This window comes from Mesorhizobium sp. WSM4833 (genome assembly GCF_055811095.1).
The window spans coordinates 111,577-133,689 of the sequence record NZ_JBVVQG010000014.1 but is presented as its reverse complement, the minus strand read 5'-3'; the positions used below and the strand labels follow the sequence as shown (position 1 = coordinate 133,689).

The 22,113-nt window shown below is 63.4% G+C and carries 25 protein-coding genes; 6 read left to right on the top strand and 19 right to left on the bottom strand.

What is annotated here, in order from left to right:
* From fliF to AC0L2D_RS25135, 17 genes are all read right to left on the bottom strand, one after another.
* A complete protein-coding gene (gene fliF, locus AC0L2D_RS25215) occupies nucleotides 1–1,647 on the bottom strand; it encodes a flagellar basal-body MS-ring/collar protein FliF (RefSeq protein WP_473542893.1) in 1,647 nt (548 codons plus the stop codon).
* A 135-nt stretch (nucleotides 1,648–1,782) separates the two neighbouring features.
* Nucleotides 1,783–2,847 carry a flagellin N-terminal helical domain-containing protein gene (locus tag AC0L2D_RS25210; protein ID WP_024502691.1) on the bottom strand — a complete coding sequence of 355 codons (1,065 nt, stop codon included), beginning with the start codon at nucleotides 2,845–2,847 and terminating at the stop codon, nucleotides 1,783–1,785.
* Nucleotides 2,848–3,114: 267 nt separating this feature from the next.
* Complete coding sequence (locus AC0L2D_RS25205; protein WP_473542891.1) at nucleotides 3,115–4,116, bottom strand: flagellin N-terminal helical domain-containing protein; 1,002 nt, start codon at nucleotides 4,114–4,116, stop codon at nucleotides 3,115–3,117.
* A 200-nt stretch (nucleotides 4,117–4,316) separates the two neighbouring features.
* Nucleotides 4,317–5,048: a flagellar type III secretion system pore protein FliP gene (fliP, locus tag AC0L2D_RS25200; protein ID WP_473542889.1), complete on the bottom strand. Its 732-nt coding sequence runs from the start codon at nucleotides 5,046–5,048 to the stop codon at nucleotides 4,317–4,319.
* Entirely contained in the window at nucleotides 5,045–5,539 is a 495-nt protein-coding gene (locus tag AC0L2D_RS25195) for a flagellar basal body-associated FliL family protein (protein WP_013529790.1), read from the bottom strand. The genes fliP and AC0L2D_RS25195 overlap by 4 nt, the downstream gene beginning before the upstream one ends.
* Nucleotides 5,540–5,556: 17 nt before the next feature.
* Nucleotides 5,557–6,264 (bottom strand): flagellar basal body L-ring protein FlgH, encoded by a 708-nt coding sequence (flgH, locus tag AC0L2D_RS25190; protein ID WP_473542886.1) that lies wholly within the window; start codon nucleotides 6,262–6,264, stop codon nucleotides 5,557–5,559.
* Nucleotides 6,261–6,848 (bottom strand): MotE family protein, encoded by a 588-nt coding sequence (locus AC0L2D_RS25185; protein ID WP_473542884.1) that lies wholly within the window; start codon nucleotides 6,846–6,848, stop codon nucleotides 6,261–6,263. Before AC0L2D_RS25185 ends, flgH begins: the two co-directional genes overlap by 4 nt.
* 3 nt (nucleotides 6,849–6,851) lie before the next feature.
* Nucleotides 6,852–8,093, bottom strand: a complete 1,242-nt coding sequence (locus AC0L2D_RS25180; protein ID WP_013529793.1) for a flagellar basal body P-ring protein FlgI — start codon at nucleotides 8,091–8,093, stop codon at nucleotides 6,852–6,854.
* Nucleotides 8,090–8,617 carry a flagellar basal body P-ring formation chaperone FlgA gene (flgA, locus tag AC0L2D_RS25175; RefSeq protein WP_063168917.1) on the bottom strand — a complete coding sequence of 176 codons (528 nt, stop codon included), beginning with the start codon at nucleotides 8,615–8,617 and terminating at the stop codon, nucleotides 8,090–8,092. Before flgA ends, AC0L2D_RS25180 begins: the two co-directional genes overlap by 4 nt.
* 3 nt (nucleotides 8,618–8,620) lie before the next feature.
* Nucleotides 8,621–9,409 (bottom strand): flagellar basal-body rod protein FlgG, encoded by a 789-nt coding sequence (gene flgG, locus AC0L2D_RS25170; RefSeq protein WP_013529795.1) that lies wholly within the window; start codon nucleotides 9,407–9,409, stop codon nucleotides 8,621–8,623.
* An 11-nt stretch (nucleotides 9,410–9,420) separates the two neighbouring features.
* The gene (fliE, locus tag AC0L2D_RS25165) at nucleotides 9,421–9,747 is read right to left on the bottom strand and encodes a flagellar hook-basal body complex protein FliE (RefSeq protein WP_013529796.1); all 327 of its coding nucleotides are present in this window, start codon (nucleotides 9,745–9,747) and stop codon (nucleotides 9,421–9,423) included.
* Nucleotides 9,747–10,163 carry a flagellar basal body rod protein FlgC gene (flgC, locus tag AC0L2D_RS25160; protein ID WP_013529797.1) on the bottom strand — a complete coding sequence of 139 codons (417 nt, stop codon included), beginning with the start codon at nucleotides 10,161–10,163 and terminating at the stop codon, nucleotides 9,747–9,749. Before flgC ends, fliE begins: the two co-directional genes overlap by 1 nt.
* Nucleotides 10,164–10,165: 2 nt before the next feature.
* Nucleotides 10,166–10,546: a flagellar basal body rod protein FlgB gene (flgB, locus tag AC0L2D_RS25155; protein WP_013529798.1), complete on the bottom strand. Its 381-nt coding sequence runs from the start codon at nucleotides 10,544–10,546 to the stop codon at nucleotides 10,166–10,168.
* Between the two features lie 80 nt (nucleotides 10,547–10,626).
* Nucleotides 10,627–11,466: a hypothetical protein gene (locus tag AC0L2D_RS25150; protein WP_063173011.1), complete on the bottom strand. Its 840-nt coding sequence runs from the start codon at nucleotides 11,464–11,466 to the stop codon at nucleotides 10,627–10,629.
* The gene (gene fliI / locus AC0L2D_RS25145) at nucleotides 11,453–12,856 is read right to left on the bottom strand and encodes a flagellar protein export ATPase FliI (RefSeq protein ID WP_013529800.1); all 1,404 of its coding nucleotides are present in this window, start codon (nucleotides 12,854–12,856) and stop codon (nucleotides 11,453–11,455) included. The genes AC0L2D_RS25150 and fliI overlap by 14 nt, the downstream gene beginning before the upstream one ends.
* A 3-nt stretch (nucleotides 12,857–12,859) precedes the next feature.
* The gene (gene flgF / locus AC0L2D_RS25140) at nucleotides 12,860–13,582 is read right to left on the bottom strand and encodes a flagellar basal-body rod protein FlgF (RefSeq protein ID WP_013529801.1); all 723 of its coding nucleotides are present in this window, start codon (nucleotides 13,580–13,582) and stop codon (nucleotides 12,860–12,862) included.
* A 7-nt stretch (nucleotides 13,583–13,589) separates the two neighbouring features.
* Entirely contained in the window at nucleotides 13,590–15,401 is a 1,812-nt protein-coding gene (locus AC0L2D_RS25135; RefSeq protein WP_024502684.1) for a DUF1217 domain-containing protein, read from the bottom strand.
* A 147-nt stretch (nucleotides 15,402–15,548) separates the two neighbouring features.
* On the opposite strand from AC0L2D_RS25135, the gene motA reads away from it, so the two are divergent.
* Genes motA through AC0L2D_RS25105 form a run of 6 tightly spaced genes read left to right on the top strand, consistent with a single transcriptional unit; the run spans nucleotide 15,549 to nucleotide 20,387 of the window.
* Nucleotides 15,549–16,424, top strand: coding sequence for a flagellar motor stator protein MotA (gene motA, locus AC0L2D_RS25130; RefSeq protein ID WP_013529803.1), 876 nt, complete (start codon nucleotides 15,549–15,551; stop codon nucleotides 16,422–16,424).
* Between the two features lie 32 nt (nucleotides 16,425–16,456).
* The gene (locus tag AC0L2D_RS25125) at nucleotides 16,457–17,404 is read left to right on the top strand and encodes a FliM/FliN family flagellar motor switch protein (protein ID WP_473542879.1); all 948 of its coding nucleotides are present in this window, start codon (nucleotides 16,457–16,459) and stop codon (nucleotides 17,402–17,404) included.
* A 16-nt stretch (nucleotides 17,405–17,420) separates the two neighbouring features.
* Nucleotides 17,421–17,807 carry a flagellar motor switch protein FliN gene (gene fliN, locus AC0L2D_RS25120; protein WP_023809994.1) on the top strand — a complete coding sequence of 129 codons (387 nt, stop codon included), beginning with the start codon at nucleotides 17,421–17,423 and terminating at the stop codon, nucleotides 17,805–17,807.
* Between the two features lie 43 nt (nucleotides 17,808–17,850).
* Nucleotides 17,851–18,861, top strand: coding sequence for a flagellar motor switch protein FliG (locus AC0L2D_RS25115; protein ID WP_275954444.1), 1,011 nt, complete (start codon nucleotides 17,851–17,853; stop codon nucleotides 18,859–18,861).
* Nucleotides 18,862–18,870: 9 nt separating this feature from the next.
* Complete coding sequence (flhB, locus tag AC0L2D_RS25110; protein ID WP_027161440.1) at nucleotides 18,871–19,953, top strand: flagellar biosynthesis protein FlhB; 1,083 nt, start codon at nucleotides 18,871–18,873, stop codon at nucleotides 19,951–19,953.
* Entirely contained in the window at nucleotides 19,950–20,387 is a 438-nt protein-coding gene (locus tag AC0L2D_RS25105) for a hypothetical protein (RefSeq protein WP_024502682.1), read from the top strand. Before flhB ends, AC0L2D_RS25105 begins: the two co-directional genes overlap by 4 nt.
* 16 nt (nucleotides 20,388–20,403) lie before the next feature.
* Here the strand turns inward: AC0L2D_RS25105 and AC0L2D_RS25100 are convergent, their stop codons facing one another.
* Nucleotides 20,404–21,174 carry a helix-turn-helix transcriptional regulator gene (locus tag AC0L2D_RS25100; protein WP_027161441.1) on the bottom strand — a complete coding sequence of 257 codons (771 nt, stop codon included), beginning with the start codon at nucleotides 21,172–21,174 and terminating at the stop codon, nucleotides 20,404–20,406.
* A complete protein-coding gene (locus AC0L2D_RS25095) occupies nucleotides 21,171–21,881 on the bottom strand; it encodes a helix-turn-helix transcriptional regulator (protein ID WP_024502680.1) in 711 nt (236 codons plus the stop codon). Before AC0L2D_RS25095 ends, AC0L2D_RS25100 begins: the two co-directional genes overlap by 4 nt.
* Nucleotides 21,882–22,113 lie beyond the last annotated feature (232 nt).

Below are 22,113 nucleotides of genomic sequence, written 5' to 3'. Positions count from 1 at the left end.
TTACACCGCCACTTCCTGGGAAGCCCATTTGCGCAGGATCTGCGCGGTGCGCTCCTCGTTGAGGTCGACCATCCTGGCAAGCCGGTCCTGCGGCGCCGGCCGGATCTTCTGGCGAAGATCGTCGACCGGAGTGGGGCCTGGGCGTGTGCCTGGCAAGGCGCCAACCGCGGCATTGTCGGTGGCCGCCATTGCCTCCGGCGTCGGCAGCGAGCGCTGGACGTCGTCGAAGCTGGGACCTGCCAGGGCTGGAGCAGCCTTTGCCGTCAGCGCCGCGGCCATCGGCCTCAAGCCGAAGAAGGCGACCAGGAAGACCACGACGATGAAGGCACCTGCATTGATCATCGTGCCGGCATGCTGGCCGATCGAATCGAGCATTCCGGCCTGCGGGATCGCCTCGCCGTCCAGGCCATCGATGAACTCGACCGCCGAGACGTCGATGATGTCGCCGCGCTTTTCATCCAGGCCGGTGGCGGATGTGACCATCTTCTGGATCTCGGCGACGCGCTTGGCGATCTGCTCCGGTGTGGCATCCTTGCCGAGGATGGTCGTCAGCCGCTGCTGGTTGACGACCACGGCAATCGACATCTTGGTGACGGTGTAGCCGTTGGAGACGGTGGCGATCTTCTTGGAATTGATCTCGTAGTTGGTGATCTCTTCCCTGCGGTCGTTCTGCGAGGAGGATTGCGGGCCATCGGTGGCGGTTGCCTGGGTCTCGGGCAGGTTCTGCTCGACGCTGGCCGGAGTGGAAGCCTGCTTCTGGTTGTTGTTCTCGTTGGCGCGCACCGACTGCACCGAGCGCTCGACGCGGGAATTCGGATCGAAGATGGTCTCTTCCGTCTGGCGGGTGTCGGTGTTGACCTCGGCCTTGACGCTGGCGCGGAAATTGTCGGGGCCGAGATAGGCCGTCAGCGCACGGCGGATGTTGTCTCCGATCTGCGCCTCGACGGTCTGCTCGACGCCCAGCGTGCGGGCGGCGCTGGTGTTGGAAGGGTCGTCGCCCGCAGCCAGCAGATTGCCGCTGGAATCGAGCACCGTCACCTTGTCGGCCGACAGGCCGGGGACGGCGGCGGCGACGAGATGGCGGATCGACATGGCACTCTTCTCGGCGTCGATGCCGGCGTAGCGGATGACCACGGAGGCCGAGGGCTGCTGCTCGTCGCGGCGGAAATTGGCGCGTTCGGACATGACGATGTGGACGCGCGCCGCCTTGATGCCCGATATCGACTGGATGGTGCGGGCGATCTCGCCTTCCAGCGCGCGTACGCGGGTGATCTGCTGCATGAACGAGGTGAGGCCGAGCGAGCCAACATTGTCGAACAGTTCGTAGCCGGCATTGGCGCTGGTCGGCAGGCCCTTTTCGGCGAGCAGCATGCGCGCCTGGGCGGTGGTGCCGGCCGGCACCAGAACCGAGGTTCCGTCGGCGCCGACATCGAAGCCGATACCGGCTTCGCCGAGCACCAGGCCGATCTGGTTCACGTCGGCGCGGTCGAGCCCGACATAGAGCGTGTCGTAGGCGGGGCGGTTGAGATAGACCGAGGCGATGCCGATGACGCCCATCACCAGAACGGCGATGCCCGCCAGCATGGCGAGGCGCTTCACGCCAAACCCGCGGAGATTCGAGATGATGCTCTGGATCTGTTCCGGCACGGTTCAACGACTCCCAGCATGATTGTCCGCCGGAACTCTAGTCTTCGAAGCTTGTGCGAAAATGAAATCGGGCCGCGCTTGCGGCGCGGCCCGTCAATCGGAGTGCGAAAAGGAGGGCGCCGGTGGCGCCCGCGATTAGTTCTTGAACAGCGACAGGATCGACTGCGAGGAGCTGTTGGCGATCGACAGTGCCTGGATGCCGAGCTGCTGCTGCACCTGCAGGGCCTGGAGGCGGGTCGATTCCTTGTTCATGTCGGCGTCGACGAGCTGGCCGACGCCGCGGTCGATGGAGTCCATCAGGCTCTGGGTGAAGGTCTTCTGCAGGTCGATCGAGCTCTTGGCCGAACCGATGATGGTGGCGGAATCAGTCAACTGGGCCATGACCTTGTCCATCATGGTGACCATCTGGGTGATGATGCCGTCGGTCACCCCTGGGGCCGTGATGTCGAGGTTGTAGGCGGAAATATTGTCGACCTTGGTGACCGCTCCCGCCGCCGTCTGGCCGGCAGTGTTCGCGGCGATATCCGTTCCTCCGCCCGCGATCACGCCAGCATAGGCGTTGTCATACAGGGTCTGGGCGGCGCCCGTGGAATAGATGGAGGTCTGGCGATCGAGGACGCCCTGGTTCTTGACCTCGGCGGCAAGGCCGTAGTCGAAAAGCTTGGTGCCCTCGACATTGATGTTGATCGTTCCGATCGAGACAGCGCCGGATGAAGAGCGATTGAATGAGGACACGATCTGCGAGTCGGGCTGGACGCCATCATTGGCGGACGTGACCTGCTTGGAGGTCACCGCGAGGAAATTCGAGCCGGAGAAGGTGGCCGCATCGGCAAAGGACTTCATCTGCGTTTGAAGCGCCTTGATCTCGGTCTGGGTCTTCGCCTTGGCGGCATCCGTCTGGCCGACCATGGACAACACCTTGGTCTTGATCTGGCCGATCGTCGTCAGCACGTTGGTGATGCCGGTGTAGGCGGCATCGACTTTCGAGGCGCCGAGGCCGAGTGCATCCTGCACCGTCGACAGGGCCGAATTGTCCGAGCGCATGGTGGTGGCGATCGACCAATAGGCGGCGTTGTCCGAAGCCTGCGAGACCCGATAGCCGGTCGATATGCGGGCCTGTGTCTGTTCGAGCGACTTGTTGGTGGCGCTGAGGCTTTGAAGTGCGGTTAACGCCGAGGCGTTGGTCATGATGCTCGCCAAGAAAGTCGCTCCTTCTCAAAAGCCGACATGCTCAGACATGCCGGATGGGCCTGTTCAACGATTGGCATCGTGCCGGTCGGACCGATTCGCCAACTGTCGTAAGCTATTGGTTAACCATAACTAGCGCGGCATGGTTAACAGCCTGTTAAAAGCTGGCTTTTGAGAGTTAAGGATCGAGGATTGTGCGGGGCTGGAGCAAACGCAAATAGGGCCGCGCTTTTGGCGCGGCCCGAATTTCTAGTGCGAACTGTGGTTGAGCGGAGGCGATCAGCCGCGGAAGAGCGACAGGATCGACTGCGAGGAACCGTTGGCGATCGACAGCGCCTGCACGCCGAGCTGCTGCTGGACCTGCAGGGCCTGCAGACGGGTCGATTCCTTGTTCATGTCGGCATCGACGAGCTGGCCGACGCCGCGGTCGATGGAGTCCATCAGGTCCGAGGTGAAGGTCTTCTGCAGGTCGATACTGCTCTTGGCGGCGCCGAGCGTGGTGGCCGAGTTGGTCATATCGGCGAGCGCGGAGTCGATGACGGTCAGCATCTGCTTGATCTGCGAATCGCTGGCAGCCGTGCCACCCGAGAAGATGGAAAGCGAGGCGGCCGAATAGGTGTCGGTGGCCAGTGCAGCCGCCCCTAGAGCTGTCTGCGTGCCGGAAACCGCTGCGGCCACACTGCCGTCGCTGCCGAGGCGGTACGTGTCAAGGATGCCCTTCGCGAGGCCCGAGGTGGTACCAGCTTCATAGAGCTTGATGCTTTCCACCTTGACGTCGATGGTCGAGATCGAAGATGCGCCGGCCGCGTCACGGTTGAAGGCCGAAAGGATCTTCACATCGGCAGCCGTCGTGGCTGTTGCGCCGCTGTCTACGGACAGCATGTTGGTGCCGGAGAAGGTGGCGCCGTCGGCGTAGGACTTCATCTGCGCCTGAAGAGCGGTGATTTCGGTCTGGGTCTTTTCCTTCGAGGCGTCCGTCTGGCCGTAGGAAGCCAGCAGCTTTGCCTTGATCTGGTTGATGGTGGAGATCGCGCTGTTCATGCCGGTATAGGCGGTGTCGACCTTCGAGGCGCCGAGGCCGAGAGCGTCCGAAACGGTGGACATTGCCTGGTTGTCGGAGCGCATCGTGGTGGCGATCGACCAGTAAGCGGCGTTGTCCGAGGCCTGCGAGACGCGATAACCGGTCGAGATGCGGGCCTGGGTGTCCTGGAGGGATTTGCTGGTGGCGTTAAGGCTCTGCAGAGCCGTCAACGCGGCGGAGTTCGTCATGATGCTGGACATGGTACTCGTACCTTGGTTTTTACAGGTGTTTTTTTGACATACCGGGCCTCCCGGTATGACGGTGCGGCATCATGCCAATGATCTCTGAAATCGATCACCCGCCATCTGCGAGCGAATATGCGGGCAAGTCCCTACCAAAGGGCTAAACCGGACGGTTAATCGAAAATATATTGCTGGAATTTCGAGCCGGCGCGGCAGAGTCAGTGGAAGGAGCGCACCAGGCTGCCGACAAGCAGGTTCCAGCCGTCGATCAGGACGAAGAACAGGATCTTGAACGGCAGCGACACCACCGTGGGCGGCAGCATCATCATGCCCATCGCCATCGTGATGGTGGCGACGATCAGGTCGATGACCAGGAATGGCAGCACGATCAGGAAGCCGATTTCGAAGCCGCGCCGGATCTCCGAGATCATGAAGGCGGGCACCAGGATGCGCAGGTCGACGGTGTCACGCGAAACGGTCTGGCCGCGCTCGCGGGCGAGATCGGCGAAGAGGTCGAAATCCTTGTCACGCACATTGTGCAGCATGAAGGTGCGGAACGGATCGGAAATCTTGTCGAAGGCTTCGGTCTGGGTGATCTGGTTGTCCATCAGCGGCTTGACGCCGGTATTCCAGGCCTGATCGAAGGTCGGCGCCATGACATAGAAGGTCATGAACAGCGACAGCGAAATCAGGATGAGGTTTGCCGGTGTCGACTGCAGGCCGATGCCGGCGCGCAGGATCGAGAAGGCGATGACGAAGCGGGTGAAGCTGGTCACCATGATCAGCAGGCCCGGCGCGACCGACAGAACAGTCAGCAGACCGAACATCTGGATGATGTAGCCGACGGTGGTGCCGTCAGCCTTGCCGATACCGCCGAGGTCGAGCTGCTGAGCCGCCGCGATGGAGGTGGCGGCGGCGATCATGGCGGTGGCGAGAAGGAACTTTCTCATTCGAGCAGCAATGTCCTGATGAGTACCTGTTTGGCGTGACCCTGGCTGCGGATCGCGGCGCGTTCTTCGAGGTCGGCCTTCAGGTGCTGGTAGCCGCTGGCTCCCTCGATCTGATGCATCTTCAAGGTGCGCACCAGGGCCAGGAGATCTTGGTGGATGTCATCCGACATTGCCTGTGGCTGCGGCGCGTCATAGACGACGGACACCTCCATCCTGATCCAGGTGCCGGCAGGCGAGGCGATGTTGGTGGTGATCGGCGCCAGCACGACAAGCATCGGGCCCAGGCCTGGTTGCTCGGCTGCGGCGGGCTGCATGATCTTACCTTCGTTCTCAGGCGCGACCGGTACCGACGCCGGTGCGCCGACGCCCTTGAGATAACCGCCGGACATCCAGCCCACGCCAATGGCGGCCGCCGTCACAAGCAGCAGCATGCCGGCCTGAATGACAGGGGAGGGACCCTTGCGCGGCTGAACCTGTTCAATATTTGCCACGGCGCCCTGCCCCGATCCTAGAACGGAAGAACCTGGTCGAGGATCTGCTGGCCATAGGCAGGTTGCTGGACCTCGGTGATGCGACCGCGTCCGCCGTAGGAGATGCGGGCCTCGGCGATGCGTTCGTAGGGGATGGTGTTTTCGGCGCCGATATCGGCCGGCCGCACGATGCCGGCTAGCGTCAGCACCCTGAGCTCGGCATTGACGCGCACTTCCTGCGATCCGGTGATCATCAGATTGCCGTTGGGCAGCACATCGGTGACGATCGCCGCGACATTGAGTTCAAGCGTTTCCGAGCGCTTGATCTCGCCGTCAGCCGTCGTGTCGGTGGTGGAGGTGAGCGCCCCGGCGCCCTTGCCGGCGGTGCTCCACTTGTCCCACTGCGCGCTGAGGTCATAACCGAGCTTGCGATTGGCGGTGCGGCTCCTGTCGTTCTGGTTCTTGAAGTTGGCGCGATCGTTGATCTTGATCTTGACCGTCAGGATGTCGCCCTGGGACAGCGCCCGCGGGTCGGTGAACAGCCGGCTCTGGCGGTCGTCCCACAACGAGAATTTCTTGACCGGCGCTGGCGGCGTTTGCGGATATCGATAGAGCGAGCCGGTGCTACCGCCATCGATGCCGGAGCCGACCGGGGACAGGGCTGGCTCTCTGCCGACCTCCTTGAGGTTGGTTCCGCAACCGGACAGCATGGCAACCGCGCACAGGACAAGCATCTTCCGGATCATGACGGATCTACCCTTCGGGCTGCGCTGGCCATAATGCCGGTGAGCGTCGCCGCCGCCTTCTGGTCCATTTCGTTGAGGATGACGCTCGCCTTGCGTGAATCGAGCTTCATCAATATAGCCGCAGCCAGGTCGGCGTTGACGATGGCCAGCCGCTCGGCGGCGGCGTCGGGTTTCATACCGGCGTAGATCTGGACGACGCCGTCCTCGGCCCGGGCCAGGAAAACCTCGCGCCGCTTCAGCCAGGTCTCGTATTCAGCTTTCTTTGCATCAAGAGCTTTCATGCGCTCGTCAATGCCAGCCTGGAGCTGCTTCAGTTCCTGCGCCTGCAGGACATAGCGGCGGTCGCGGGCGGCATCGGCGATGTTTGAGCAGAAGCGCTCGATCTCGCTTTGGTCCGGCGCCTTTTCCCGTGTCAGTTGCTGCGGCGCCGCCGCCACCTGTGCTCCCGGCAGGACCTGGCGGACCGTCTCCTCGCCGCGCGCGGTGCCGCCGGCAAAGGGCAGAGCCGCGAGAAAAGCGGTCGCAAGCAGGATCGCGGCTTTGCGGCGTCTGTCGTGGCGTGGGAAGGAGCGCGTCATCGGCATCGCCTATTGCAGAACCAGGTCGGCCTGCAGGGCCCCGGCCGACTTGATGCCCTGCAGAATGGCGATGATGCCGTCCGGCTTGACGCCGAGGCGGTTGAGGCCGGAAACGAGGGTCTGGAGATCGGGCCCGTCAAGCACGGCAACGCGGGCGTCGGGCCGGCTGGCGTCGATGGCGGTGAACGGTTCGATCGCGGTCTCGCCCTTGGAGAAGGGTTCGGGCTGCACGACGCGCGGCGCTTCGGTGATGCGCACGGTGAGCGTGCCGTGGCTGATGGCGACCCTTGAGATCTTGACGTCATTGCCGATGACGATGGTGCCGGTGCGCTCGTCGATCACGACACGGGCCGGCGTGTCGGATTCGACCACCAAATTCTCGATTTCGGCATAGAAGCGCGCCGCCGAGACACCCTTCGGCCTTCTGATCTGGACGGTGCGCGAATCGCGCTCGGCCGCCACCCGCATGCCGAAGCGCTGGCCGGTGTAGTCGTTGATGGCATCCGCGATGCGGATAGCGGTCGAGAAATCGGGATTGCGCAGCTGCAGCGTCAGGATCGCCTGATCGTCGAATTCGGCTTGGACAGCACGCTCGACGATGGCGCCGTTGGGCACGCGGCCGGCGGTCGGCACGCCTTGCGTCAGCTGCTCGGCCTGTCCTTGCGCGGTAAAGCCGGACACGATGACCGAGCCCTGGCCGACGGCATAGATTTCGCCGTCCGCCGCCTTCAGCGGCGTCATGATCAGCGTGCCGCCGGAAAGCGAGGTCGCGTCGCCCATCGAGGAGACGTCGATGTCGATGCGGGCGCCCGACTGCACGTAGGGCGGCATGTTGGCGGTGACGATGACGGCGGCGACATTCTTGGCGCGCGCGCTGCCGCCTTCGGTGGCGATGCCGAGGTTTTCGAGCATCGCGCGGATCGACTGTTCGGTGAATGGCGAGTTGCGCAGGCTGTCGCCCGATCCGGCAAGGCCGATGACCAGGCCGTAGCCGACGAGCTGATTGTCGCGCGAACTCTGCAGCTGGGCGATGTCCTTGATACGCGAGGCGACCTGGCCCGGCGGCAGCGAACTCGGCCCGGTCGAGACCCGGAACATGCGGCTGGTGGTGGCCGGATCATATTCGGGATCGTTGTAGACGCCGCCATTCTTGGCGGCGAGCTCGCGCTTGGCCTTCGGCGTCAGGCCGTCGGCCAGCGCCGGCTGCAGGCCAAGCACGGCTGCCAGGATCAAGGTAAGCCCGCGCATCATGAAGCGCTGACCTGGATGGTTCCATCCGCCATCACCGTGCCGGACAGGATTTTGCCGCTGTCGATGTTGCGAACCTTGACGAGGTCGCCCGCGGCTCCTGGCTGCAGCGTCACGGCGGTCGCCGAGATCGTCAGGCCGCCGGCGATGAAGAAGATCTGCACGGAGGCACCCTGTTCGACCAGCCAGGCCTCGCGGATGGCGGCGGAGGGAATGTAGCGGCCGGGCAGCAAGGTGCGCTTGGCGACCTTGCCATCCAGTTCCTCGGCCCGTGTGGCGACCGCCTCCGGCTTGTGCTTGCCGACGATAAGGGTGACCTGTTTCAGGGCAGCCAGGTTGATGGTCTCGCCGGGATAGATAACCCGGCTCGGAATAAGCACCACCTCGCCGCCAGCTTGATTGCTGGCGATCCGGGTGGCCGACTGGTTGGCCGATTCCTGGGCAAAAGCCGGCATCGTGCCGGTCACCAGCGCAAGGACGAGCGCGGTGCGGCGGAATGCAGACAGGAGGCCGGGCGTCGACATCATGCGTTACCTGATGTTCTTGGAGACCACGGAGGCCATGTCGTCGGCGGCCTGGATGACCTTGGAGTTCATCTCATAGGCGCGCTGCGCCGAGATCAGCTCGGTGATTTCCTTGACCGGGTCGACGTTGGAGGCTTCGAGATAGCCCTGCTGGATGGTGGCAAAACCGGGATCGCCAGGCACGCCGACATTCGCGGGCCCCGAAGCCGTGGTTTCCTGGAACAGATTGTCGCCGAGCGGCGCCAGGCCGGCCTCGTTGGCGAAATTGGCGATCTGAAGCTGACCGAGGTTCTGCAGGTCGGTCTGCCCGTCGATGCGGGCGAAGACCTGGCCGGTCTTGTTGACGATGACCTCGACGGCATCAACGGGAACATTGATTGCCGGAATGACCGCAGCGCCGTCGACCGTCACCAACTGGCCGGTGGCGTTGGTGTTGAGAGCGCCGGCGCGGCTGTAGAGCGTGCCGCCGTCGGCACCCTCGATCTGGAACCAGCCCCTGCCGGTCAGCGCCAGGTCGAAACTGTTGCCGGTGCTGGTCAGTTCGCCCTGGGTGTGCACGTTGCGCACCGCCGTCGTCTTGACGCCGAGGCCGATCGAGACGCCCTCCGGCACCAGCGAGGCGTTGGAGCGGTTGGGCACGCCTTGCGTGCGGTCGACTTGATAGAGCAGGTCGGAGAATTCGGCACGGGCGCGCTTGTAGCCGGTGGTATTTATGTTGGCGATGTTGTTGGCGATGACTTCCAGATTTGTCTGCTGGGCATTCATGCCGGTGGCGGCGATGGCGAGTGCTTTCATGGCGAAATTCCTCAGATGCCCATTCGACTGACTTCGAGATAGGCGGAGACCACCTTGTCGCGTATCGCGACTGCGGTCTGAAGCGCCTGCTGCGCGCTCATCACGGCGTCGACCACCTGGCGGGTGTCGGCATCGCCCTTGAGCGCCTGCATCGATACCTGCTCGGCGTTCTGCATCGTGTCGACGGTCTTGGAGGCTGCCTGGCTCAGCGCTTCGGCAAAGGAGGTGCCGACATTGCCACCGGCTGACGGTGTCGCGCCGCCCTGGAGCAGGCTTGTGGCGGCGTCATCGCCGCCGATCGACGGCTTGAACTGAAGGGCTCCGATACCGCTGATCATTACTGGTTCCTCATCAGGTCGATGGTCATGGAAATCAGGTCGCGGGCCTGCTTGACCACCTGAAGGTTGGCCTCGTAGGAGCGATTGGCCTCGGTCATGTCGGCCATTTCGATCAGCACGTTGACGTTGGGCATCTTGACGTAGCCCTTCTCGTCGGCGGCCTCGTTGCCGGGCTGGAACTCGACTGGAAAGTCACTGGGATCTCGATCGATCGAGTTCACTGCAACCGTTGAACTGCCGGAGGCCCGGTCGAGCTCGGAGACGAAGCTGATGGTCTTGCGGCGATAAGGGTCGGAGCCGGGCGCGGTGCCCGTCGACTGGGCGTTGGCGAGGTTCTCGGAAACCACGCGCAGGCGTTCCGACTGGGCGCCGAGGCCGGATGCTGCGACTTTGAGGGCTGCGGTCAGTGCGTCCATGGTCAGCTCTTCACCGCCATCATCATCATCGAATGGAACGCCTTGACGATCGCCGTGTTGAGCTCGAAGGACCGGCGCACCTCGCCGGCCTTCAGCAACTGGTCTTCCAGCACGACCGAGTTCTTGGACGGCATGACAACGCCGTCATCTTCCTGCGGCTTGATGGTGAAGCCGGCATTGGTCGCTGCATTGCCGAGATGGCCGGCCTGGGTGGCCTGCAGCGATACGGCGGCGCGGTCGAGCACCTTTTCAAATGGCTCGACGTCGTTTGCCGTATAGCCTGGCGTGTTGGCATTGGCGATGTTGCCGGCGACGGCCGACTGGCGCACGGCCAGCCATTGCGCTTGCTTGGCGGCGAGGTCGAAAAGGGAAACGGGCTCCATGGGAATCTCCGAGCAGGTACCCAGAGACTAGGCCGCCAGTCTTGCGCGGGCCTTGCGGATGGCCGCAAGCCTGAGATCGTTTATCGGGACAGTTCGATCACCTGGTCGGCACTGGTGACCATGACCCATTTGCCGTTGCGCTGCTCGATGGAGGATACCTTGCTGGAATCCGGCAGTATCGAGCCGCGCTGGACCATCCAGAGGCCAGCGTCGTCCTGGATCATGGCGCGGCCGTTGGCGACATGAACCATGCGGAATTTCGCCGCGTCGGCCGGAAACGGTTGCTCGTCGGATGCGGCTGCGGGATCGGCATCATCCCGCACCGTCCCCGTGGCAAGAAGATCGAGATTGGCCGCGGGAACGTCCTTTGCCGTCAGCGGCGCGCTGCGTTCGGCGACCACGCCGCCGCCCGCTCGCCCGGAATTAGAGCCTGTGCCGCCGAACTTCATCGCCTGGACGCCAAACTGGTCCTGGTTGAAGAAGATATACCAGGGGAACAGGGCGCAGATCAGGCCGAGCGCGATGCCGAGCGCGGCAATGACGAAATCGCTCCGTCGGTCGGACTTCTTCTCCAGTCGGGGAAACGGCGCCTTTGGCGGCTGCGGCCATTCGGTGCGCGGGAACAGGCCGTCGATCAGCGATTCCCGGCTGGCCTGCGTCATCTCGGCAGCCACCGCCTGGGGAGCCCGGGACAGAGCGGGTTCGACGGGCCTGGCCAGATCAGGATCGGCTTTGCCAGCCCGTGGCAGGATTGGCTTGACGGCTCTGGCCAGAACGGCCTCGGCTTTGGCCGCGATGGCACGGGCGGCCTTTGCTTTGGCAGTTCTCGCCGTGTCAGCCTCTGCCTGCTGCGCGGCATTGGCCTCGGCGATCATGTCGCGCAGGATGCGCTCGGTGTATTCGCGTTCAGTCTCCGGCATCGGCGTTCAGCTTGCTCTTGAGGTGGCGGGCGAGATCGGAGAACGGGTCGGCTGAGGGGCGATCCTTCGGCCCTTGCGTCAGCGCTTCATAGATCAGCGGCACCTGGCGCACGGCGATGTCGAGTTCGGCATCGACGCCGCCCTGATAGGCCCCGAGCAAGCGGATATCGCGTGTGTCCTCGAAGCGCGAGATCATCGACTTCAGCCTTGTCACCAGCGCGCGCTGTTCGACGCTCCAGGCCTTTCCGGCCAACCGCGATATGGACGACAGCGGGTTGACGGGGGGGTAGCGACCCTGTTCGGCGATCGTGCGGTCGAGCACGACATGGCCGTCGAGGATGCCGCGCACGGAATCGGCGACCGGGTCGTTGTGATCGTCGCCGTCGACCAGTACGGAAATGATGGCGGTGATCGATCCCTTGCCTTCCGTACCCGGCCCGGCGCGTTCGAGCAGCTTGGGCAATTCGGTGAACACCGAGGCCGGATAACCGCGGGCGACCGGCGGCTCGCCGGTTCCCGTCGCCACCTCACGCAAGGCATGAGCGAAGCGGGTGATCGAATCCAGCACCAGCAAAACGCGATGCCCCTGGTCGCGAAAATGCTCGGCGACGCGCATGGCGGTGTCCGGCGCACGCCGGCGCATCATGGCGCTTTCGTCGCTGGTGGCGACGACGGCGATGGTCTTGGCCATGCTGTCGCCGATCGTGTCCTCGAGGAATTCACGGACTTCCCGGCCGCGTTCGCCGATGAGCGCCACCACGACGGTATCGAATGCGTCGGCTCCGGCGAGCATGGCGAGCAGCGTCGACTTGCCGACGCCGGAGCCGGCAAAGATGCCGAGGCGCTGGCCGAAGCAGAGCGGCGTGAAGATATCGATGACCTTGACGCCGGTCATGAAGGCAGTGCCGACGCGTTGCCGCGCCATGGCGCCCGGCGTCGTCTGGGCGCCGCGCGATGTGTCGTCTCCCCGGGCGAGCGGCGGGCCGCCATCGATCGCCCTGGTGAGTGCGTCGATGGTGCGGCCGCGCCATGAGGCATGCGGTGCCACCACAAGCGGACCGCGGCGGAACACGGCATCACCGATGCCGGAATCGGCGCTGCGTTCGAAGGGTGCCACGACGGCCTCGTCGCGGCCGATCTTGACGATCTCGCCGCGGCGCGCACCGGCATGGCCGGGCTGCTCGACGATGTCACCCAGCCTGGCGAAGCTGGAAAGGCCGTGCACCTTGTAGTGCGTGGGCGTGACTTCGATGACGCGGCCGCCGCGCTTGAGCAGTGCCTCGGCGTCGGCGAAACGCCGCCAGACCCGTTCCAGGGCGGCAAGCCGGTCTTCCGGTGCCGGCTGGAGTTGTCTTTCGAGTGCCCGCAGGGATGGCTGGTCGAGCGACATGGACTATTTCGAGCCGAGCGTCTTGATCGCCTCGTCGGTGGACGAGTCGGTCTGGCGCATCAGGGCGGCGGTGTTCTCGAAGGCGCGCTGGACCATGATCAGCCTGGTGATCTCCAGCACCGGATTGACATTGGACTCTTCGAGAAAACCTTGGGCAACGCCGATATCGGAGCGATCGGTGACAGGCTCCGGGGTGCGTGCCGGAACAATGCCGGAATTGCCATAGCGGACGAAGTTCGCGCCTGGATCGAAATTGTAGAGGCCGATCGATCCGACAAGCTGATCGTTCTGGCGCAACGAACCATCGGCCCCGGCCTTGGGCGGACCGTTGCGGGGGTCAAGCTGGATCGGCGAGCCGCCGGCATCGAGCACCGGGTGGCCTTCGATCGACATCAGTTCGCCGTTCTCGTTCATCGAAAAACGGCCGTCGCGGGTCATGACGGTGCCGACCGGCGTCTCTATAGCGAACCAGGCATCGCCCTGGATGGCGAAATCGAAGGGATTTCCGGTCTCGCTCAAGGCACCGTGGGCGCCGGAAAGGTAGGTCTTGCCCGGGGAGGCGAATGACACCGATTTCTGCCCGGTGCCAGAGACGACGTCCTCGAACTTCACGCCGGTGGCGCGAAAGCCGATCGTGGAGGCGTTGGCGACGTTGTCGGCGATGGTGTCGAGGCGCCGCTCGAGCGCGATCTGCGATGAAAGAGCGACGTACAGGCTGTCCCGCATGATGGTCTCAGAACCTCAGTTTCTGCATGGCCATCATCAGGTCGGTGGAGATGCCGACGGTGAGTGGCTGGGCAAACAGCACGCTGACCGAGGTGACGGCCGATGAAGTCGGGTTGTTGATCTCGTACATGCTGGTGAAGCGCGTCAGGAACTTGCCGAGTTTCTCGGGGTCGGAGAAATCCGAGATGTCGAGTTTCTGCTCGAACAGCTGCGCCTGCTTGTCGACATCGGCGGTGGCGAAGGAATCGGGCAGGCCGAGCACGGTGCGCACGACACTGGCAAGCGCAGTGTCGGCCAGCACGTCATACCAACTGGTGATGGTTGGGGCCTTGCGATCGAAATAAAGCGCCAGCCGCACGCCCTGGTTGGTCTGGCCGGCATCCTCTTCGAGGGTCTGGCGCATGTATTTGTCGACGGTCGGCTGCTGCGCCGGATTGATGGTGGTGGCCGCTTCGCCGTATTGTTCGAAGTTGAAGGCGGCGGCCAGTCCGGCATAGGCCTTGTTGGTCATCTTGTTGGCGACGCTGTCGGCGTCGCGAATGCCACCGGCAAGAACGTTGCGGATGAGGTCCTTGCTTTCCGTCGCCGGGTCCAGTCCGTAGGCCGAGAGCACGTAGTTGTACAATCGGCTGTTGGCCATCAGGTCGTCGATGGACTTCACGTTCGTGACGTTGGCAAGGTAGTACGCGGTCTCCGACTTGATGTAGTCCGCATTCGGCGCGATCAGGCCAAGCGCCGACTCCGTCGTATAGATTTTCGGCGTGTCTTTCTGCACTTCGTCGCGCGACGTTGTCTGATCGCCATATTGGGCAAAGTTGAAGGCCGTGACGAAGTTGGCGTACCGTTTATCCGTCAGCTTGTTTGCTGGGCTGTCGGGGTCGCTGACGCCGCCCTCGAGCATTGTGCGGATCTGCTGCGGCGTTTCGGTTGACGCATCAAGTCCGTAGGAAGCCATGGCGAAGGTGAGCAGGCGCTTGTCCGCCATGAGGTTGTCGATCGACGTCACCTTGGAAATGTTTGCCGCGTAATAATCGGCCTCGCCCTTGATATATTGCGCGCTTGGCTCGACCAATGTCAGTCCGGCTCCGGCCATGTATCCTTTCGGCACCGCCTGCTGGACATCGTCGCGCATGGTCGTCTGATCGCCATACTGGGCGAAGTCGAAGGCTGCGACGAATTTGGCGTAGCTCTTGTCGGGCAGTTTGTTGGCGGGACTGTCGGGGTCGCTGACGCCACCTTCGAGCATCGCCTTGACGGTTGCGGCAGGTTCGGTTGCGGCGTCGAGTCCGAAAGCGGCCATCGCATATGTCAGCAGGCGGCTGTCGCCCATCAGGTCGTCGACCGATTTAACCTTGGCGATGTTGGTGACGTAGTAGGCGGTTTCGCTCTGGTAGTAAGGGAGCCCCTTCTGCGAGGCGCCGATCTGGACTTGCAGCGCATAGTTGCTGGTCACCAGTTGCTGCGCCTTGTTGTAGACAGTCGTACTGGTGCCGTTGGCGGCGAAATTGAAGGCCCTGACGAATTCGGCGTAACGCTTGTCGGTCAGCTTGTTGGCGAAGCTGTTGGGATCGGAGACGCCTTCCTTGAGTGCCTTGACCATGAAGGCCTTGGCGTAAGCCATGTCCTCGAGCCCGTAGGCCTTCATGGCATATTTGAACAAACGGTCATTCTTGACGAAATCGTCGATCGATTTCACCTTGGTGATGTTGTCCAGATAATACTTGGTGTCGCGATCAACCACGGGCTGCTGCTCGATCCTGTCGATCGACTTTGAAATGTCCCTGGTGATGAGCTGGTAGCTGGTAAAGGTATTAAGCAAAAAGGTGCCTCCGGCCGAAGCTATGTCCGGACAATACCCCTACTTCCTTGCGCGAAACTGAATCGTCTCCGACGCCTTCGATTCAAGCCTCACACAAGGCACGGGGGCTATCCCTAGCTCCTGATGTGAAATGCGGAAGGACCTGTCGTGGGCATTCTGATTGGACTGGTGGTAACGCTCGGCTGCGTCCTTGGCGGCTTCATGGCCATGGGCGGCCATCTTCACGTGCTGATCCAGCCCTGGGAGGCGGTGATCATCTGTGGTGCGGCTTTTGGCACCTTCCTCGTCGCCAATCCGATGAAGACGGTCAAGGATACCGGCAAGGGCATTCTCGAAGCCTTCAAGCAGGCGGTGCCGAAGGAACAGGACTATCTCGAAACGCTCGGCGTGCTGCACTCGCTGATGCGCGAGCTGCGCTCGAAATCCCGCAGCGAGGTCGAGGCGCATATCGACAATCCGGAAGAGTCGGCGATTTTCCAGGCGTTCCCAACCGTGCTGCATAACCACGATCTGACGCATTTCATCTGCGACTACTGCCGGATCATCATCATCGGCAATGCCCGCTCGCACGAGATCGAGGCGCTGATGGACGAAGAAATCCAGACCATCAGGTCCGACAAGATGAAGGCCTATCACGCGATGGTGGCGGTGGGCGATGGCCTGCCGGCGCTCGGCATCGTCGCCGCCGTGCTCGGCGTGGTCAAGGCGATGGGCGCGCTCGACCAGTCGCCGGAAATTCTCGGCGGTTTGATTGGTGCCGCGCTTGTCGGAACGTTCCTCGGCATCTTCCTGTCCTATTCGGTGGTCGGACCGGTCGCCACCAAGATCAAGACAGTGCGCGAGAAGAAGAACCGCCTCTATATCATCGTCAAGCAGACGCTGTTGGCCTACATGAACGGCGCGCTGCCGCAGGTGGCGATCGAGTTCGGCCGCAAGACCATCTCGTCCTATGAACGGCCGACGATCGACGCGGTCGAGCAGAGCACGATGAATACCGGCACCGTCGAAAAGAAGGCCGCCTGAACGATGCGCGACAGATCGGTCCCGGCACTGTCATGACCAGCCTGGGCAGTCCAGCGGAAGCGCGCTCGCTGATCATCGAGCGTCTGGTCGGCGACAGCGGCGAGGCCGCGCAGGTCATCGACGCAGGCCGCGCCATGGCCGAACGCGCCGTGCCGCTGCTGCAGAAAAGCCTGACCAGCGAGTTTGGCGTTCCGGTCGTCGTCGATCTCAAAGCGATCGAGGTCAGCCGCGTTCCCGAGGCGCGTTCGCGTGCCGGCGACACGTTTGCGATGACCGTGATCAGCTCGTCGGCGTCCTCCGATGCGATGACCCTGGTAATCGATGCTCCGGCGATCGCCATCATGGTCTGCACGCTGTTCGGCGGCGACCCGGATCTGCCGGCATCGCCGATCGAACGCGATCTGTCGCAAATCGAAATCGATGTTTCGACCATGCTGTTCCAGCAGGTCGCACAGGCCCTCAACGGATCGGGAAAGCGTTCGCTCGACCTGCGCCTGCCCGCGCCGCGGGCAATGTCGGGCACCGAGGCGAAGCGGTACGTGCTGCGCGATGGCGCGGCAATCCGCATCGTGCTTGGCATCTCGACGCCGGCCGACAGTGGCACCGTGACGGTGACGATGCCGCAGCGCGTCGTGCTGGCCAGCCGCGACGGAGCCGTGCCTGTCAGCGACGACGATCACGGCCCCAGCTGGCGCGCCCGCTTTTCGGAAGAGGTGATGCGCTCCACCGTGGCGCTCGAGGCCACGATGCCGCTGGCGCGGCTGACGCTCGGCGACCTCGCCGGTTTCGAAATCGGCGACGTCATCGAATTCGAGGAAACGGCCCAGTCCCAGGCGCGTCTCAGCGCACGGGGCAAGACGCTGTTCGTATGCGAGTTCGGCAAACTGGGACAGAATTACACCGTCCGGATCAGGCAACCTTACGATGCCGGGCAGGACTTTATCGACGGGCTGATGCCGGCTGCCGCCGGACGCGCCTGAGCATTTGGAGACGATCATGGCCAAAACCAAGGCGGAAGCCGACCTCGACCAGCCGGACGAGCAACTCGACCGTGCCATCGAAGAGTTGCGCGGGGTCCTGCATGAAGAGGAGCAACGCCCCGATGCGGCGTTCAGGGCGGCCTCATCGGCCAATTCGAGCGTGATCATGAACATCCCCGTCGATGTCCAGATCATCCTCGGCAGCACCGAGATGCCGGTCTCCGATCTGATGGCGCTGCAAAAAGGGTCGACCGTGGCGCTCAATCGCCGCATCGGCGAACCTGTCGACGTCGTGGTCAACGGCCGAAAGATCGCGCGCGGCGAGATCACCGTGCTGGAAAGCGATCCTTCGCGCTTCGGCATCAGGCTGACCGAAATCATCGCCGGCACGAAGGGCGCCTAGACATGGTTTGCGGGGCTTGCCGGTGGCAGCGGAGGCGAGTGGCATGACGACGCCGGTGACCTTGACCCGCGCGCAGAAGGCGGCCGCCATACTTGTGGCGATGGGCAAGCCGTCGGCCAGCCGCCTGCTGAAATTCTTCAAGCAGGAAGAACTGAAGGCCCTGATCGAGGGCGCCCGGCTGCTGCGGACGATTCCGCAAAGCGATCTTGAGCGCATCGTCGCCGAGTTCGAGGCCGAGTTCACCGAAGGGGCGGGATTGCTCGATTCCGCCGACAGGATGGACACCATCCTCAACGAATCGCTCTCGCCCGAAGAGATGAGCGCGATCATGGGCGACAGGAAATTCGAGGTCGCACCGGAAGGCCCGCCGCCGATCTGGCCCGAGCTCGAAAAGCTCGAGCCGGCGCGGCTTGGCGCCTTCCTGGCCGGTGAGCATCCGCAGACAGCGGCCATGGTGTTGTCGAAGCTGGTGCCGCAGGTGGCGGCGAGCGTGCTGCTGACACTGACCAAGCCGATGCGTGGAGAAATCATCAAGCGCATGGTGACGATGGCCAATGTTCCCGACGCTGCCGCCAGGATCGTCGAAAACCGGCTGCGCACCAGTGTGCTGGCGGAGACCTCGACCAAGGATACCTCGGCCGGACAGGCGCGTGTCGCCAGCGTCCTCAACGAACTCGACAAGCCGCTGCTCGAGGAGGTGATGCAGGATCTGGAAGCCGCCGGCACGCCTGATCTCGACGGCGTGCGAGCCCGGCTGTTTGCTTTCGACGATCTGCCGCTGCTCACCCAGAAAGCGCGGGTGCTGCTGTTCGACGGGCTATCGACGGAGCTGGTCACGCTGGCCTTGCGTGGCACGTCGGCCGCCCTTGCGGAATCGGTGCTCTCGGCCATCGGCGCCCGCTCGCGGCGCATGATCGAAGCCGAGCTCGGGCAGGGCTCGGACGGGATCCCCCTCGCCGACATCATGGCGGCCCGCAAGACGATCGTCACGACGACGATCCGGCTGTCGCGCGAAGGCGCCTTCGAACTCCCCTCGACCCAAGACGCCGCCTAGGACCGCGCCATGGCTGACGCGGTCGACAAGGATTCGAAAACCGAAGAGGCGACGGAAAAGAAGATCCGCGACACCATCGAACAGGGCAAGCTGCCCCATTCGCGGGAGACAGCGCTCTTTGCCTCGTTCGTTGCCATACTGGTGTTCACCGTCTTCTACGCCAAGGATGCGATCATCGATCTCGGCATGTTCCTGTCGATGTTCCTGGAGAAGCCGGAAGCCTGGCCGATGGACACCGAGACCGACGTCATCGCGCTTTACAAGATCGTCCTGCTCGAGGTCGGCCGCGCCGTCCTGAGCTTGATGGTGCTGCTGACCGTCGCCGGCGTCGGCGCCTCGGTGTTCCAGAACATGCCGCAATTCGTAGGCGAGCGGGTCCGGCCGCAACTCTCGCGCATTTCGATCGCCAAGGGTTGGAACAGGCTGTTCGGCATCCAGGGTTGGGTCGAGTTCCTGAAGTCACTCGGCAAGGTCGGGTTTGCCATCGTCGTGCTGAGCTTCACCCTGTCGGAAGACCACCGCAAGCTGCTCGCCGGGATGATCACCAATCCGGTCGCCTTCGGTCTCGTCATCCGCGGCATCGCCGTCGACATCCTGGTGGCGATCGTCTTCGTCATGGGGCTGATCGCGGCAGTCGACATCGTCTGGTCGCGCTTCCACTGGAAGCAGGATCTGCGCATGAGCAAGCAGGAGGTCAAGGACGAGTTCAAACAGTCCGAGGGCGACCCGATCGTCAAGTCGCGGCTGCGCTCCCTGGCGCGCGACCGGGCGCGCAAACGGATGATGACGGCGGTGCCGCGCGCGACGCTGATCATCGCCAACCCGACGCACTTCTCGATCGCGCTGAAATATGTGCGCGACGAGGACTCGGCGCCCATGGTGCTGGCCAAGGGCCAGGATCTGGTGGCGCTCAAGATCCGCGAGATCGCGCGGGAACACAACATCCCGGTCTTCGAGGACGTGGCGCTCGCCCGCTCCATGTACAAGCAAGTTTCGGTCGATAATGTGATCCCGTCACAATTCTACCAGGCCGTCGCCGAACTGGTGCGGATCGTCTACTCGAAAAAGGCTGAGCGCAGACAGATTTCATGAACCGGCAACCGCACGCAAAATCCCGCGAGATCATCGTCGCCAGCGCCATCGAGCAGGTGGTGGGCGAACTGAGGCTGATCGATGTCGCCGACTACATCGCCTTTATCCGGCTGGAGCATTTCGCATGCCTGTCGGACCTGGTCGATTCAGCGGTTGAGTTGTTCTTCATGCCGGGCACTCTGCGGCTCGGCCATGGTGGTGAGGCGCATGTCGACTGGAGCGGCAGTCCGCGCATCGTGCTCGATCTGGAACTGAGGCCGCCCGGCGTCACCGTCTATTTCCAGCTGACGCTGAGCGAGCTCGGCGCGTCGGTGGCGGTCAACTACGTATCGTTCGAGAAGCCGGGCGAAGACCCGGAGCGCAACACGGCGCTGCTCGAAGCGGTGATCGAAGAGGCGCGTATCCGCAAGGTCGAGCCGCTGGCCTATCGCTGATCGCTTTCGAATTTCTCTATTCGATCAAGCCCAGCCGCAGCGCCTTGGCAACGGCCTGGTTGCGATTGACGGCGTTGAGCTTCTGGGTCGATTGGGTCAGATACTGGTTGGCGGTGTGCACCGACAATTTCAGGAGTCGCGCGATCTCTTCGCTGGTGTTGCCGTTGGCGGTCAGCTTCAGGCATTCGAGTTCGCGCTTGGAGATTGCACGCATGCGGCCGGCATCGCCCGGACGGATGCGGGCGACGGCGGCGAACAGCGAAAAGCAGCGGGCGTGTATTTCGTAGAGCGCATCCTGCTGCAAGGTCATCTCCGAGCCCAGGAACACGACAAGACCGCATTGGCCGCGGTCGGCGTGCACGGGAAAAGCGATGCCGCTGGTTCCGGGCACCAGCGCCGCCATCCGCTCGGTCCAGGCGAAATCGCCAAACAGCTCCGCCGTGGCAGGGACGCCGTCATCCGTCCACCAGCGCGGTTCGGTCGAGATGCGGGTGTGGCGCACGATCTCCTCGCCGTTGGCGCCTGAGATGAACTTGGTCGCCACGGCAATGCCGGGATAATCGGAATCGAAGCATGGCACGAGCCGCGCCCGCTCGGGCGAGGGGCTTACGAAGAAGAGGCCGAAAGCCGAGGCATTCATGTCAACGGCGATCCAGCGGCAGCGGCGCACGGCATCGGGAATGGTGACCGCGTGATGGGTTTCGGAGCCAAGGGTGAAGGCCCCGAACGGGTTGCGCTGCTCGTTGAAAAGGGCTTCGGCCGTTTCCTTGATATCGGCGTGTTTCAAATGATGCCGCTCCTGATCGCCGTGGCGATGGCCATCGCGCGGTTGCTGGCCGCGAATTTCTGGATGGCGTGGGTGATGTAGCTGTTGACGGTGTTGGAGGAGACGCCAAGGATGACGGCGACCTCGTCGGTGGTCTTGCCTTCGGAAACCCAGAACAGGCATTCGCGCTCGCGATCCGACAACGGGTCCTGCATGGCGGCGGCGGCAATCAGTTGCGGGATGTGCGAGAGCGCGTAGCAGCATTTCAGCTGCGCGCGCATCAGCGCCGGCTGGTCGATGCTGCCGGCGGTCGCCGCAGAGAACAGGGCAAACAGGCGCTGGCGGCCGACATTGAGGCGCAGCGAATAGATTTCGGCATGGCCGAGCACGTCGAGAAGGCGGGCTTCCTCGCCGGTGACCAATCCGTCTGCTTCTGGTGCTTGAGATGCCACCAGCGGCTGTGGGCGGATGCCTGGCGCGACGGTGAGCGCGCCTTGCGCAAGCCCGGCGATCAATCGCTTGCCGATCAGCTCGATGGCATCGAAAATCCAGTTGGAGGAGACGATGCGCGCATCGTTGCGGTCCTGGTCGTGGACGATGGCGACCAACATGTAGCTGTCGGCGCCGATCTCGGCGGTCAGTTGCATGAAAAAGCTGGTGAGATCGCCGCGCGACGTCAGGCGCGAGCCCAATGTGTCGGATTGAAGACGTGCGGCGGGACTGCTCATTCTTGTTGCTTTTGGCCGGAATCGTTTCTGCTGTCCGGATACTGGAAGCCAGCCGCCGAACCCGAATACGCATTACTTTGACGAAGACACACGCGTGGCGCAGGGCTGCACCGAACCAAATCCCGAATCCATTCAGGGAACGCGAAGCCGTCCGCGTCTGGTGCCGGAAAAGCTCCGGAACAAAAGACTTTGGGTGGTCGCCGCGCCCCCCAGGACCGGCTGATTCGGGTCT